This window comes from Synechococcus sp. MIT S9509 (assembly GCF_047303035.1).
GTDB lineage: Bacteria > Cyanobacteriota > Cyanobacteriia > PCC-6307 > Cyanobiaceae > Synechococcus_C.
On the sequence record NZ_CP138940.1, the window covers coordinates 2,018,975 to 2,033,684 of the forward strand.

Consider the following 14,710-nt stretch of genomic DNA (forward strand, 5'->3'; position numbering starts at 1 on the left):
AGGCGAATCCCCTCAAGCGGCCGTGGAGCGGGAAGCAAGCTCAATCAACTCGACCTTGTAGCCATCGGGATCCTCCAGGAAAGCGATCACCGTGCTGCCGTGCTTCATCGGACCCGGTGCACGCACGAGTCTGCCTCCTCGCTCAGCAATCCCTTCACAGGCGGCATGGATGTCCTGCACCCCAAGAGCGATGTGGCCATATCCATCACCCAGGTCGTAATGCTCGGTGTCCCAGTTGTGAGTGAGCTCCAGCACGGTGTGATCCTTTTCATCGCCATAACCCAGAAAGGCCAGCGTGAAACGACCGGAGGCGTAGTCCTTGCGACGAAGCAGCTGCATGCCGAGAACGTCGGTATAAAAAGCGAGCGATCTCTCCAGATCACCAACCCGAAGCATGGTGTGCAACATGCGCATGATCGGGTTCAATCGCTGCTACCAGCATGGTGCATCCCCAAGATCAGCGGTAGAGAAGTTGCAGGCGTCGTGGCCTGTTGGCGGAGATGGGGAATCAGCGTTGCAGGGGGACCCATAGGATCGCCAGGTCTTTGATCCGCATCACGTGTTCGATTCCCTCGACCTCGTCATCGACACCATCGTGGCCCGTGAGGTGCTCGACTCCCGCGGAAACCCAACGGTGGAAGCCGAGGTCTTGCTGGAGGGTGGAGCCAGTGGTCGAGCCATCGTGCCCAGCGGAGCCAGCACCGGAGCCCACGAAGCCCACGAGTTGCGCGACGGCGGCGATCGCTATATGGGCAAGGGTGTCATCCAGGCTGTGAATCACATCGAGGAGCGCATTGCCCCAGCCCTCTGTGGACTCTCTGCCCTCGACCAGGCCGCCGTGGACGCAGCGATGCTGGAACTCGATGGCAGCGATAACAAGTCGAGCCTGGGAGCCAACGCAATTCTGGCGGTGAGCATGGCCAGTGCCCGCGCGGCCGCGAATGGCCTTGGAATCCCGCTCTATCGCTATCTGGGGGGACCGATGGCCACGCTGTTGCCGGTGCCGCTGATGAACGTGATCAACGGTGGCGCGCATGCAGCCAACAGCCTGGATTTCCAGGAATTCATGCTGGTTCCCCACGGCGCCCCCAGCTTCCGCGAGGCGCTGCGCATGGGCACTGAAGTGTTCCACACACTGAAGTCCCTGCTCAAGGACAGAGGCCTGAGCACATCTGTAGGCGATGAAGGAGGCTTCGCGCCGGATCTGGGCAATGTTGAGGCCGGCGAAATTCTGGTCCAAGCGATTGAGAAGGCCGGCTACAGGCCCGGTGATCAGATCTCCCTCGCCCTTGATGTTGCCAGTACCGAATTCTTCGACAATGGTCGCTACGCCTTCGATGGGGGCAGCTACGACAGCGCTCAGATGGTCGGCCAGCTTGAGCAGCTGGTGGAGAAGTTCCCGATCGTTTCGATCGAGGACGGCCTTGCCGAGGACGACTGGGAAGGCTGGAAACTGCTCACAGAACGCCTCGGAGCCAAGGTGCAACTGGTGGGGGACGACCTGTTCGTGACCAACACCAAGCGCCTGCAACAGGGGATCGACAGCGGCACAGCCAACTCGATTCTGATCAAGGTGAATCAGATCGGTTCTCTCACCGAAACGCTTCAGGCCATCGATCTGGCTGGACGGTCGGGCTACACCAGCGTGATCAGCCACCGCAGCGGCGAAACCGAAGACACCACCATCGCCGATCTCTCAGTCGCAACCCGCGCCGGTCAGATCAAAACTGGTTCTCTGAGCCGCAGCGAACGCGTTGCCAAATACAACCAATTGCTGCGCATCGAGGACGAGCTCGGCAGCCAGGCTGTTTACGCCGGCGCCGTAGGCCAGGGACCGCGAGGAAAAGCCTGATTCAATAGTCAGAACTCAGCAAAGTAGCCATTCACACGAGATTTCCCGAAGTGAGTGGCATTTGATTGTTTCAAGCGAATGCTCAGACCAGCAGCAAACAATGCAAAATAAATATTTCTCGAAAAAGGCAAACACTGTTTGTTCGAGACTGAATTGCTGACAACAAATATCCGGGAATGTCAAAGAATCTGCTGCATCAAAGCAAGTTGTTTCATTGTTCTCTTCCAAAACGCTGAAAGAACTTGAAAACGAAATAATCAGCTTTTCGATGAAGACAAGGATTCCATACGTGCATCCTTGCGAAGTTTCACCTGAAGCTTCAGCCAACCCATCCCAACCGGCACTGCAGCTCCAAGGGGGAGGAGAGCCCAAAGGGGTCGGGCACTGGAGCCCAGGATCGCAGCCGCCAGAGCCAGCCCCCCAAGCAGCACCGACTGTCCGATGGAATGCTGTGCCGTGACCATGCGTCGGAACTGACGATCCGATTCGCCCGTTCGGATCTGCAGCTGCAGATCTCCTTGTTCGAGGCGCTCAAGGCTCTCATCCAGGCGGCGCGGAATCCCCACAGCCCGAGAACTCAGCGCCCCCACCTGACGGCCGAGTTCGTTGAACAGATCATTGGAGCCGGATCCACTGGAAGTCATGAGGGGTAGCAGATAGGGCTTGGCGATCCCCACCAGGCTAAAGCCGGGATCAAGACTGCGACCGACACCCTCAAAGGTCGACAATGCACGCATCACGAAGATCAGCTCAACCGGCAGCCTGAACGGCTGGCCGTAGACAAGGTCGTAGAGATCGCCGGACAATTTGTCGATCACCGAGGCACTGAACGGTGGAGTGAGTGCGTCGCGCAGCATCAGACGAACCAGACGCCGTACCGGACCCAGATCCACGTCTGAAGCAATCACTCCAGCCACCTGCATTTCCTCCACCAGGGCGGCGGCATCCCGGGATGCCGCCGCCCGAACCATCGAACCCAACCGGCGGCGCAGACGTTCCGAAAGCTGCCCCATCATTCCAAAGTCGTAATAGATGAGTGCCCCGTCGCTTGCGACCGCAAGATTGCCGGGGTGTGGGTCTGCATGAAAGAAGCCGTACCGAACCAGTTGCTGCAGATAGCTGGCCGCACCAATCTCCGCGACATCCGCAGGATCAATACCCGCAGCAATCAGCTCCGGCCGATTGTTGATCTTGATACCAGGCAGGTAATCGAGACAGAGCACCTGACGGGTGCTCAGCTCCCAGATCACACCGGGAACCATGATGCGGGGATCATCAAGAAACTGCTGACGGAAGCGGGCGGCATGCTGGGCCTCAAGGCGAAAGTCGAGTTCACGCAACAGCACACGTCGACATTCCTGGGCGATCGCCACCCAGTCGCGGCCACGACCCCACTGGGGATGGCGCTGCAGTACAGAAGCCACCTGCTGCATCACCTCCAGATCAAGCCGGAACACCGACTCCAGACCTGGACGTTGAATTTTCAGAACCACCTGGCGACCGCTGCGCAAGCTGGCGCGATGCACCTGAGCCAGAGAGGCTGCAGCCAGAGGGGTCTCATCAAGATCAATGATCTCGGCACAACGTGCACCAAGCTCCGACTCGAGAAGCGCTTGGGCCTGATCGAATGGAAAAGCAGGAACTTTGTCCTGCAGATCGGCCAGTTCAGCCACCCACCCCGCCGGCAGAACGTCGGGACGAGCCGACAGCAGTTGGCCAAGTTTGATGAATGCCGAACCAAGGTGGAGCAATTCCCTTGTCAGCCAGCGTGCTCGCCGTTGCTGACGGGTCTGACGACGCTCCTCGGTGAAACCGCCGGGATAGCTCCAGCTGCAGCTGTCCCACCACAGGAAAAACAGCAGCGCCAGAACACTCCTCCAGATGCGCAATGCGCGCAACCCCCTGCGCCAGGGTAGAAGAGGCGAACCCCAACGGCTCAAGACCGTTCCTCCAGACGCGTGCTCAGATCGGCCACCTGCGCACGCAGTCGATCGATGCGCCGCTGCAATGGTTCATGCTCTGGGCCAGGACGATCAGCAGCGGATGATGCTTCGGGCTGATTCTCCCGCTGCAATCGCTCGGCTTCCGCCTTCACCTCCTCCTGAAACAGATCCCATTCCTGGCGTATGCGCTCGGGGGCATCCTGAACAGCAACAGCCATTCCTGCAGCTGCATCGGCCACGCCTTCACCCACCCGGGCCATCAGGCGATTCATTGCCGCTCGGAACAGGGCATCCGGAGGAGTCATGGCCTGATGAGAGATGCTGAAACTGTGGCAGATGCACCGACGGGGATGCGACCGCAATCAGGGAGCCGGTGGTGCGTCCGGCGGTGCCTGGAAAATCAGAGATTCATCGATGGCTGGTTGTGGTTGAGGAGCCACAGGTTCAGGCATGGCAACAGCCGCAGGGGCTTCCGTGAAAGCCTCCGGTTCAGGCAGCGCGGCCTCTGGCAGTGAATCCGAGCCTGGAGTCAGAACAGCCGCAGGCTGTGCAGGCTCCGGCGCCACTTCACCAACAAAATCTCGAGTTGATGCGGGAAACGGTGCAGCAGAGAACGCCGGCTCGTTGGTGGGCGTCCATGGCTGCGGAGCAGCCGCCCTCTGAGATTGTTCCCTTCGCTCCGCCTCCTTGGCCATGGCCTCAGCCTGCTCCTTGGCCTTGCGTTGCTGAGCGTCAATGACCTCTTTGGCTGCAACGTCACCCATCAGAGGCTGATCAGCTCCATACCGACGTCTCAATCCATCAAGAGATTCTCCAGGAAAGCTGCTCTGACGGAACGAGGCCTTCTGAGGTTTTTCGCTCGCCTGCTGCATCAGAACGACTCGCTGGGTGATGCCGTACCCGAGCGCGAAACAGGCACCGGCCACCAGAGGACCAATCCAGAAACGAGGTCGCCTGAGCCGCTGCTGATCAGTGCTGGTTGCTGTCATCGCTGTGGCCGAGATGGACAACACCGAAAATTCGGTGCAGCCCATCTTCGCGCCTCATCGATGCGGTTGCACCGCTCCGAGGCATCAGGTCGTGTAATCGGCGTTGATGCGCACGTATTGATCTGAAAGGTCGCAACCCCAGGCACGACCTTCTTCAGGGCCAGAACCAATGCGGAGTCTGATCAGCACGGTGTCGTTGTCCAGATAACGGCCCTCGGATCGCTGCTGGAGATAGATCGACGCTGCAGGTCGATCAAAGTCCAGTGGCTGACCGCTCTCCATCAAGTGATGATCACCGATCCAGAGCGAAACCTCCTCTGGATCAAACTCCACTCCTGACCGCCCGGCCGCTGCCACAATCCGGCCCCAGTTGGGGTCACGTCCATGGATGGCCGTTTTCACCAGCGACGATCCACACACCGTGCGTGCCATCCGCAGAGCGTCTGCTTCTGATGCGGCTCCCTCCACCCGCACTTCAATCAGGCAGGTCGCACCCTCTCCATCACGAGCGATCGAGCGAGCCAGGTGTTGAGCAACAAGAGTCACCCCCTGCTCGAGCTGCTCATACTGATCCGAGAGGAGAGGATCCCCGGCGGCAAAGGCCAGAAAGGTGTCGTTGGTGCTGGTGTCGCCATCCACGGTGATGGCATTGAACGATCGCTGAACAGCGCGTTGAACGATGACTTGCCAGGCCTCTGAGGGCACTCCGGCATCACAGGTGAGAAATCCGAGCATGGTGGCCATATCGGGGTGAATCATTCCCGAGCCTTTGGCCATCCCGCCAATACGCACAGTGCGGCCATCAATCTCCGACTCAACTGCGATCTGCTTGGGCACAAGATCTGTTGTGAGGATGGCGGCCGCAGCAGCAGCCCCTCCATCTTCGGCCAGAGCCTCGACCAGCGGATCCAGTCCAGCGAGCAAGACTTTCATGGGGATGGGCACGCCGATCACGCCGGTGGAACAGATCAGCATCTGATCAGACGTCAGACCAAGGTGATCGGCCAGGGCCTGGGTGGCGCGCTGGCTGTCGATCAGGCCGCTGTCACCAGTACAGGCATTGGCCTGGCCGGAATTGATCAACACGCCTCTGCACTGTCCATTGCTGGCTTGGAGACGTTGGGCGCAGAGATCAACGCAAGCCGCACGCACCACCGAAGTCGTGAAAGTGCCGGCACAGACTGCCGCCTCAGGCGCCAGCACCAAAGCGAGATCCGGTTTACCGGAATCCTTCAGACCGGCCGCAATCCCTGCGGCCTGAAAGCCGACTGGAGCGGTCACTCCTCCAACGACTGGAGTCCAAACAGAGGAAAGCCAGCTGGCTGCGGAAACCACGGATCAACGCGAGAGACTGAATGCATCCTGCTCCGCGCCATGCCACGCCAACGCCGGATCGGCCTCACCGGTGGTATCGCCTCCGGGAAGAGCAGCGTTGGCCGTTGGCTGACGGATCAAGGAATTCCGCTGTTGGACGCAGACCTTTTTGCACATCAAGCCCTCGCAAGCGGTCAGGCAGCCAGCCATGCAGTGGTGCAGCGTTACGGGAATGCGGTCGTCAGAGCTGGGTCTGACCCGGAGTCTGCCGAACTCGACCGTACGGCTCTGGGAGCCATCGTTTTCTCTGATTCCCTTCAGAGGAAATGGTTGGAGGAGCTTGTTCACCCTCTGGTGCACCAGCAATTGGAAACCGAACTGAAACGTCTGAAATCAGAACCAACCGTGGCGCTGATGATTCCTCTGCTGTTCGAAGCCGGTCTCAACTCTCTCTGCACGGAAGTGTGGGTGGTGCACTGCTCACCTGAACAACAACTTGAAAGGCTGATGGATCGCAATGGTCTCAATGCTGCCGAGGCTCAGCAGCGGATCCAGTCTCAGTGGCCGCTGGCAAAGAAACTCGGACTAGCTGATCGGGTGCTCGATAACAGCGGAGAGCCCAAAGCCTGGGAAACCCAGGCGGCTCAGCTTCTGGCAGCAGGCTGAAAGCGACCTGAACCGACCACCCCACGGGCCCTCAGCAGTCATTGGTCATCAGCCTTTGAGTTTCTGACTGAGAATCTGATTGGCGAGCTTGGGATCGGCCTTGCCGCCGGTCTTTTTCATCAGCTGCCCAACAAAGAAGCCCTGCAGCTTGGTCTTGCCGCCTCGGAAAGCCTCCACCTCATCTGGATGAGCGGCCAGCAACTCCTCAACGATGGCGGTGATGGCAGCGGGATCACTGATCATCCCCAGCCCTCGCTGATCGACGATCGACTTCGGTGAACCACCCTTTTCGAGCAGTTCAGGAAGTATTTCCTTGGCAATCTTGCCGCTGATCTTGCCGCCATCAATTAACTGAACCATTTCCGACAGCTGCTCAGGGCGAAACGGCAACTGCGCGTAACTCAACCGATTGCTGTTCACATGGGCAGCGATATCCCCGGTGATCCAGTTGGCCGCCAGCTTGGCGTCAGCTCCGGCGCCCACCACGGCCTCGAAGTAATCGGCCATCGGACGTTCGTCGGTGAGCACACGCGCGTCGTACTGCGACAGGCCGAGCTGTTCGGCGTAGCGATGACGCTTGGCCGCAGGCAGCTCGGGCAGTTCTGAACGCCAGCTTTCCCTTTGATCCTCGCTCACCTCGATCGGACCCAGATCAGGATCAGGGAAATAGCGGTAATCACTGGCACCCTCCTTGCTGCGCATGCTTTTGGTGAGCTGCTTGCCCTCATCCCACAAGCGGGTTTCCTGGACGATGGACTCACCGCTTTCGTAGGCCTTGATCTGGCGCTGGATCTCGTACTCGCAGGCTTTCTGGATGGCCGAGAACGAATTCATGTTCTTGATCTCCACCTTCGTGCCGAAGGGGGCATCCGGACCGCGACGGACTGAGATGTTCACGTCGCAGCGCAGCGATCCCTCCTGCATGTTTCCGTCACTGACTCCGAGATATCGCATGATCCGACGAATCTCAGAGGCATACTCAGCCGCCTCACGGCCGGTGCGCAGATCAGGCTTGCTGACGATTTCAGCGAGAGCAACACCTGCACGGTTGTAATCCACCAGGGAATGTGTGGAACCAGCGAGGCGATCACTGCCTGCATGCACCAGTTTCCCCGCGTCTTCTTCCATATGAAGACGTTCGATTCCAATCTTTTTCAGATAGGTGTCCTTGCCCTTTTCAGCAACTTCAACCTCGATCCAGCCCTCTTCCGCAATCGGTTCGTCGTACTGGGAGATCTGGTAGTTCTTCGGTAGATCGGGATAGAAATACTGTTTGCGGTCGAACTTGCTGTGCTCAGCAATATTGAGATTCAGAGCCATCGCAGCCTTCACCGCATACTCGAGCACCTTCTGATTCAGCACCGGCAGGGTGCCTGGCAGCCCGCAAACCACCGGATCAATGTGCGTGTTGGGGTCGTCTCCAAAGCTGGTGGAAGCAGCCGTGAAGATCTTGCTCTCAGTGCCCAGCTGCACATGGGTCTCCAGGCCGATCACAGCTTCCCAAGCGCCTTCTCCAGCCATTTTGTTCTCCTTGCCTGCGCTGATCCTATGGAAGCGAATCACAATGCAGATGCACTGACCCTCAGCCGTGGATAGCCATCGCTGGCATCGAAGGCTTGGGGCCTTCCTGGCAGTTCTGTTGGTGACTCTGCTGGCGATCAGTATCCCTTCTGTCTCGACGCATGTGCAGCAGAAGCCCCTGCGCGTGCAGTTGCGCTGGCTGCCACAAGCCCAGTTCGCAGGGTTCTATGTGGCCAAAGACCACGAGTTTTTCCGTCGAGAAGGCCTCAGTGTCACCCTGGAACAGGGAGGCCCATCGGTGAATGGATTGCAGCGTCTTCGTGATGGTGAAGTCGACGTCACCATCGCCTGGACATCGGATGCCCTGGACATGCGCCGTGAGGCGGCGGACCTCGTGAATGTGGCGCAGCTTCTGCAACGACCTGGAACGATGTTGGTCTGCAGCGCAGCATCAGGTGTCAGTAAGGCTGGCGACCTGAAAGGGAAACGTGTTGGCACCTGGTTCCTCGGGGATGAATTCGATGTCGGGTACTGGCTGCAACGGTATGGACTCGGGCTGGATTCAGTTCAGCTGATTGAACAAAAACCCGCAGCTCGGGACTTGCTGGATGGCGAGGTCGATTGCGCCACTGCCATGAGTTACAACGAATTTCAGACGATCCTCCAGGAAGGAGCCCTTCAGTCCGATCTGTTCACGGTGCGTTTCGCCCGGGAGAACACGGGATTTCTCGAAGATGGGTTGTACGTGCGAGCGACGGACCTCCAGGATCCGGCCAAACGCGATCGTCTGACGAGATTTCTAAAAGGTCTTGCTGCCGGATGGCAGTACACGGCGCGACATCCCGATGAAGCGGTTGCGATCACCGAGCGCTTCATGAACAGCAGCGACACAGTGCACCAGAAAGCCATGCTGGAGGAGATCCTGCAGCTGATGAACCTGAACAAGGGCTACGGCTTGCTGGATCCCGCCAGCTTCCGTCGCAGTGTGGAGATCGTGGGTCGCGGTAGTGGCGATCCTGCGGGAATCTCGAGAGCTGCACGCGGTGCATGGAGTCTGAAAGTCTGGCGTGCTGCCGAATTGGACGGACCCCAGCGCGGCCCCCTCGGCCCTGCTGGACGTGAGGCCTTCGCAACCCTGGTCACATCCTCCTGGTTCTATGGGCTCGATCTCATCGGAACGACAGCTTTTGCTCTCTCCGGCTTCATCCGGGCCCTACAGCGTCACTACGACCTCTGGGGTTGCTTCATTCTCACTCTGCTGCCTGCCGTGGGTGGAGGCATCCTCCGCGATCTGCTTGTGGGTGGAATGCGATCACCACCTTTCGTCTTTCACGACGGCACCTACCTGTTGGTGGTGCTGATTGTGGTTGCTACAGGGTCTATTTTGGCGAGCCTGCTGAGCGAGGGAGCCGCCGACAGCGCCAACTTCCAGAGGGTTCTGGGACTGTGCGACAGCATCGGTCTGGCCACATTCACCATCATTGGTGCACAGGTTGCACTGGAAGCGGACTTGAACTGGTGGTGGATGGTCATCTGTGCCGCACTCACCTGTGCTGGCGGAGGAATGGTGCTTGATGTGGTGACCGGTCGAGAACCGCGCACCTTTCAGGGTGAACCCTATGAGGAAATTGCCGTGCTGGGAGCCCTTGTGCTCATCGGCGGCTTGATGATCGCTGATCGGTTCGAAACCCTGCAATGGCCGGTACTCGCCGCCATGGTTCTGAGCTGGTTGACGGTCTTCATCGGTCGGCAGCTGGTGATCCACCACAATCTGCGCTCCTGGCGACCGGGCCTATGACGCGGTGGCTCCGGGGCGAGGCAAGATCAAATTCGCCCGGACGAATTCTGATCCTGGGAGGTGGCTTGATGGGTCTCGCCATCGCCCATCAACTGGCTCGTCGTGATCAGCGCGTGACCGTGCTGAGCAGGCGCCGCAGCGAGGCTGCAGGCTTCGTTGCAGCAGGGATGCTGGCCCCCCATGCCGAAGGCCTCGAAAACGCTCTGCTTCACCTCGGCCAACTCAGCCTGAGCCGCATTGCCAGCTGGGTGGCCCAGATCGAAGCTGACAGCGGTCTTCCCTGTGGGCTTCGTTCCTCCGGGATCGTGGTGCCGTTCCACAGCGCCGATGAACGGGACGCCTACGCGACTGCGGCTTTCGGAGATCGACTGGATCGCGAACAGCTTCTCCAGGAGGTGCCAGGTCTGGACTCACAATGGAAAGCCGGTCTGCTGTTCGTGCAGGACGGGCAGATTGACAACAGACGTCAGCTGATGCGAGCGCTGGAGAGCGCCTGCGTTGATCGCGGTGCCCAGTTTCAGGAAGGCGTGGAAGTTCTTGAGCTGTTCACCGCCGATGGACGTCTCAGCGGCGTACGCACGAGGAATTCGGAGGGGAGTGAAGCAACGCTTGGCTGTGAGCGGGCCGTGCTCTGCAGCGGTGCATGGAGCGGACAACTTCTGCCCCAGCTGCCGGTGTTCCCCGTGAAAGGTCAGATGCTGTCGCTGCAGAGTCCGCGCGGCGCCCTCAGGCGCGTGATCTTTGGCCCAGGGATTTATCTGGTGCCCCGCGAGGATGGACTGGTGGTGGTGGGCGCGACCAGCGAGCGCAATGCCGGCTTCAGCGAAGGTCTGACACCTCAAGGACAAACCACCCTCAAACAAGGCATTGCCACCCTGCTGCCTGAGGCAGAGAGCTGGCCTCCCATGGAGCGCTGGTGGGGATTCCGTCCCTGCACACCTGATGAGGGACCACTGCTGGGCAACAGTCCGATTCCCGGACTTCTGCTGGCCTGCGGCCACCACCGCAATGGCGTTCTCATGGCTGGTGCCACATCAGAACTGATTGCCGATCTCGCCTGCGGCACTGAGCCAAAACAGGATCTTGCAGCACTGCTCTCGAGCTTTCGCTGGGATCGCTTTCAATCCCGCTGACGAGTCGCAATCGAGAACAGTTTTCCGCGAAGAGCAAGCCCGCAGATATGCACATCGGCCAACGCCTGATCAACAACTGCTTCAAGGGCCTGAAGCTGCAACAACGACTTGGCATTCAAAAAGACCCCGAGACATCGCCCCGAGGGTCTGCAGTTTGCGATCGGTCACCAGAGAATCAGTCTTCGACCCGCCAGGCCTGATCAGATGGACTCCAGTCGTTGAGTTCGGATGGCTGAAACCAGAGGCCGATCTCGAATGCAGCGGTCTCCGCAGCGTCTGAACCATGGATCACGTTGCGGCCGATGTTGACAGCCAGATCACCACGGATGGTGCCGGGTTCAGCCTCGAGTGGTTTGGTGGCACCGATCAACTTACGGGCACTGGCGATTACCCCATCGCCTTCCCACACCATGGCCACCACCGGTCCCGACGTGATGAAGTCCACAAGACCGGAGAAGAACGGCCGCTCCTTGTGGACGCCGTAGTGCTGCTCAGCCAGTTCACGACTGGCGATGAGCTGCTTGAGGCCCACAAGCTTGAAACCTTTGCGCTCGAAGCGGCCGAGAATCTCGCCCACGAGACCACGCTGAACCCCATCCGGCTTGATGGCGATGAACGTGCGTTCGGCGGACATAAAGGCATACATAAAGAGAACGGCATCTTCTGTGCTCCCCCACCCTCTTGGCAAGCAATCGAGAACAGTTTGTTTCTGCCCCTGTGATCCAGGCTCCTTAGATTCCCCAGACAGGAACACTTTTCTCACTCATGGTGCTCGCAAACGCCAACGAACCCGAACGTGAGAAAACCAACGGTCAATCAACGCCAGCTCCCTCATGGAACATTCAAGACAGCTCTGAGCTGTATGGGCTTGAGCGCTGGGGAGATCCCTACTTCTCCATCAACCTTCGAGGTCATGTGAGCGTGCAGCCCCGCGGCGAACGAGGGGGAAGTCTTGATCTTGTTGAGCTCGTGAAAGGCCTGCAGGGTCGCAATCTCAACCTGCCGCTGCTGATCCGGTTCGATGACATTCTCGAAGACCGACTTGAGAGCCTCCATGCGGCCTTCGAGCGAGCCATCACCCAATACGACTACAACGGTCGTTATCAGGGCGTTTTCCCTGTGAAATGCAATCAGCAATGCCACGTCGTGGAGGAGCTGGTGAGCTGCGGCAAGCGTTGGCACTTCGGCCTGGAAGCCGGCAGCAAAGCCGAACTGTTGATCGCTCTCTCACTGATCGATGATCCGGAAGCCTTGCTGATCTGTAATGGTTACAAGGACCAGCGCTACATCGAAACAGCAATTCTGGCGAGACGACTGGGACGGCGGCCAGTGGTCGTGATCGAACAAGCCGATGAAGTGCAAAGAATCATCGATGCCAGCCAGGAACTCGGCGCCGCACCCCTGATCGGCATCCGCGCCAGACTCTCCAGCAGGAGCACAGGCCGCTGGGGAAATTCTGTCGGAGAGAAAGCCAAATTCGGACTGCCTGTCCCGGAGATTCTCGCGACTGTTGAAGCGCTACGCGGGGCAGGTTTGCTACAGGAACTGCGCCTTCTCCACTTCCACGTCGGCAGCCAAATCAACGACATTGGTGTGGTGAAAGATGCGCTGCAGGAGGCCTCGCGCATCTATGTCGAGCTGCACAAACTTGGAGCCCCAATGGGTTTTCTGGATGTTGGAGGAGGACTCGGTATTGATTACGACGGAAGCCGGACCTCAACAGCCGCGTCCACGAATTATTCACTGCAGAATTACGCCAATGATGTCGTCGCAACTGTCAAGGAAGGTTGTGAGCCTCATGGCGTAGCAGTTCCGACTCTGGTCAGCGAGAGCGGCAGAGCGATCGCCAGCCATTTCTCAGTCCTGGTTTTCAACGTGCTTGGCACAGGCGGGCTTCCACAGACAACGACTTCGCCAAGTGACGACGAGGCGTTGATTGTTCGCAACCTTCATGAAACCCTCGAAGGCATCAATGCCCTCGCTGATGACGGGAGCGCGGACGTTTCACGACTTCAGGAAGCCTGGAATGACGCCCTCAAATTCAAGGACGATGCATTGGCAGCCTTCCGACTGGGCTATCTGAGCCTGAAAGAACGAAGCCAGGCAGAGCAACTCACTTGGGCCTGTGCTCGTTCTTTGGTGCAGAGGCTTCCTGAGAACTCCGTTCTCCCGGAGGAATTACAAACCCTGCCTGCGGTTCTGGCACTCACTTACTACGCCAACCTGTCAATCTTTCGCTCTGCGCCCGACACTTGGGCCATACAACAGCTCTTCCCCTTAATGCCAATACACAGGCTGGGAGAAAAACCAACCGAGCTCGGACATTTCGCAGATCTCACATGCGATTCTGATGGTCGTCTCAACCGCTTCATTGCCGATGGGCGCAGCAAGCAACTTCTTGAGCTGCATTCCCTGCGTTCAGAAGAGCCGTATCTGATCGGGATGTTTCTTGGAGGGGCCTATCAAGAGGTGATGGGCAACCTGCACAACTTGTTCGGCACCACCGATGCAGTACATATTCGTTTGGCACCCGGAGGGGAATACCAAGTGGATCACGTCGTGCGTGGCGACACCAACGCCGAGGTGCTGATGGCGATGGAACACAACCCGGAATCCCTGTTGGAACGACTACGTATCGCTAGCGAACGCTCCATCCGAGGCAATCAGCTCAAAATCGCTGAAGCGCGCCGGCTGATGGATCATCTGGAGATCAGCCTGCGTCAGAGCACGTATCTGCAGAACTGAGCGCCACAACAAGTGATTCAGCTACTACAAGGCTGTCCAACTACCTGAAGTCGGCTGAAGATATCAACATCGGCACTCCTTCCATGCAAATCAAACTCGGAGAACGATTACAGAGCCTGAAGCTGCTGACCAGCCTGGCAGCCTTCCTCAAAAATCCGGACTCTCTGAACAGCGTTCTCGCCATCGGCGCCAGCGTGAAAGACAGTTCAATCGCCGAACAGATGATCCGTCATCTGCTGAGCAATCCCCAGTTCGCACAATTGGTGAACGATGGCTGGCGTCCGCAGCCGATCGATTTATCCGCACTGCAAACCCTTCCAGAGGGCACCCTTGGGCGCCATTATGCCGATCAGCTAATCAGCCAGGGCATCACTCCAGACACGCTGATTGACTCTTCCCCCGTCAAAGATGAGCGCGATTACATCACACATCGACTCAAGGAGACCCATGACATCACACATGTTCTGACCGGATTTGGAATTGATGGCATCAGCGAACTGGGCCTGCAGGGGTTCAATCTCGCGCAGAACCGGTCCCCACTTGCGGTGATGCTGATCTTTGGAGGCATGCTGACGGCACTGCAGAACAATGAGCCACTCGCTCCGATGCTGCAAGCACTGGCAAAGGGCTTCCAGATGGGCCTGGATGCCGAGCTTGTGATCGCACGCAAATTGGAAGAGGGCTGGGATCGCACCCTGCACGACTGGCAAAGCAAACTGAAGCTGCCTGACGAGATACCTGGTTGAACC

Annotated in this window: 13 protein-coding genes; 6 read left to right on the top strand and 7 right to left on the bottom strand. The window is 58.6% G+C overall.

Annotated elements, in window-relative coordinates; genetic code table 11:
• Positions 1 to 12: 12 nt before the first annotated feature.
• Positions 13 to 414, bottom strand: a complete 402-nt coding sequence (gloA, locus tag SIB73_RS11595; protein WP_413404951.1) for a lactoylglutathione lyase — start codon at positions 412 to 414, stop codon at positions 13 to 15.
• Between the two features lie 145 nt (positions 415 to 559).
• On the opposite strand from gloA, the gene eno reads away from it, so the two are divergent.
• Complete coding sequence (eno, locus tag SIB73_RS11600; protein WP_413404949.1) at positions 560 to 1,852, top strand: phosphopyruvate hydratase; 1,293 nt, start codon at positions 560 to 562, stop codon at positions 1,850 to 1,852.
• Positions 1,853 to 2,109: 257 nt separating this feature from the next.
• Here eno and SIB73_RS11605 read toward each other — a convergent pair whose 3' ends face one another.
• Genes SIB73_RS11605 through argJ form a run of 4 tightly spaced genes read right to left on the bottom strand, consistent with a single transcriptional unit; the run spans position 2,110 to position 6,119 of the window.
• Positions 2,110 to 3,792, bottom strand: coding sequence for an ABC1 kinase family protein (locus tag SIB73_RS11605; protein WP_413404948.1), 1,683 nt, complete (start codon positions 3,790 to 3,792; stop codon positions 2,110 to 2,112).
• Positions 3,789 to 4,100, bottom strand: coding sequence for a hypothetical protein (locus tag SIB73_RS11610; RefSeq protein WP_413404946.1), 312 nt, complete (start codon positions 4,098 to 4,100; stop codon positions 3,789 to 3,791). Before SIB73_RS11610 ends, SIB73_RS11605 begins: the two co-directional genes overlap by 4 nt.
• 57 nt (positions 4,101 to 4,157) lie before the next feature.
• On the bottom strand, positions 4,158 to 4,829 hold the full coding sequence (locus tag SIB73_RS11615) for a hypothetical protein (protein WP_413404944.1): 672 nt from the start codon (positions 4,827 to 4,829) through the stop codon (positions 4,158 to 4,160).
• A 39-nt stretch (positions 4,830 to 4,868) separates the two neighbouring features.
• Positions 4,869 to 6,119 (bottom strand): bifunctional glutamate N-acetyltransferase/amino-acid acetyltransferase ArgJ, encoded by a 1,251-nt coding sequence (gene argJ, locus SIB73_RS11620; protein ID WP_413404943.1) that lies wholly within the window; start codon positions 6,117 to 6,119, stop codon positions 4,869 to 4,871.
• Positions 6,120 to 6,158: 39 nt separating this feature from the next.
• Here argJ and coaE point away from each other — a divergent pair, with 39 nt between their 5' ends.
• The gene (coaE, locus tag SIB73_RS11625) at positions 6,159 to 6,764 is read left to right on the top strand and encodes a dephospho-CoA kinase (protein ID WP_413404941.1); all 606 of its coding nucleotides are present in this window, start codon (positions 6,159 to 6,161) and stop codon (positions 6,762 to 6,764) included.
• 48 nt (positions 6,765 to 6,812) lie between these two features.
• On the opposite strand, the gene gatB is transcribed toward coaE, so the two are convergent.
• Positions 6,813 to 8,285, bottom strand: coding sequence for an Asp-tRNA(Asn)/Glu-tRNA(Gln) amidotransferase subunit GatB (gatB, locus tag SIB73_RS11630; protein WP_413404939.1), 1,473 nt, complete (start codon positions 8,283 to 8,285; stop codon positions 6,813 to 6,815).
• 67 nt (positions 8,286 to 8,352) lie between these two features.
• Here gatB and SIB73_RS11635 point away from each other — a divergent pair, with 67 nt between their 5' ends.
• Together SIB73_RS11635 and thiO are read left to right on the top strand one after the other, a co-directional pair.
• Positions 8,353 to 10,083 carry an ABC transporter substrate-binding protein gene (locus SIB73_RS11635; protein ID WP_413404937.1) on the top strand — a complete coding sequence of 577 codons (1,731 nt, stop codon included), beginning with the start codon at positions 8,353 to 8,355 and terminating at the stop codon, positions 10,081 to 10,083.
• The gene (gene thiO, locus SIB73_RS11640; protein WP_413439611.1) at positions 10,080 to 11,216 is read left to right on the top strand and encodes a glycine oxidase ThiO; all 1,137 of its coding nucleotides are present in this window, start codon (positions 10,080 to 10,082) and stop codon (positions 11,214 to 11,216) included. The genes SIB73_RS11635 and thiO overlap by 4 nt, the downstream gene beginning before the upstream one ends.
• 175 nt (positions 11,217 to 11,391) lie before the next feature.
• On the opposite strand, the gene ndk is transcribed toward thiO, so the two are convergent.
• Entirely contained in the window at positions 11,392 to 11,850 is a 459-nt protein-coding gene (gene ndk, locus SIB73_RS11645) for a nucleoside-diphosphate kinase (RefSeq protein ID WP_413404933.1), read from the bottom strand.
• Between the two features lie 131 nt (positions 11,851 to 11,981).
• Here ndk and speA point away from each other — a divergent pair, with 131 nt between their 5' ends.
• Both speA and SIB73_RS11655 read left to right on the top strand, forming a co-directional pair.
• Positions 11,982 to 13,961 carry a biosynthetic arginine decarboxylase gene (gene speA, locus SIB73_RS11650; RefSeq protein ID WP_413404931.1) on the top strand — a complete coding sequence of 660 codons (1,980 nt, stop codon included), beginning with the start codon at positions 11,982 to 11,984 and terminating at the stop codon, positions 13,959 to 13,961.
• Positions 13,962 to 14,044: 83 nt separating this feature from the next.
• The gene (locus SIB73_RS11655) at positions 14,045 to 14,707 is read left to right on the top strand and encodes a Coq4 family protein (protein ID WP_413404929.1); all 663 of its coding nucleotides are present in this window, start codon (positions 14,045 to 14,047) and stop codon (positions 14,705 to 14,707) included.
• The last annotated feature ends 3 nt before the right edge of the window (positions 14,708 to 14,710 follow it).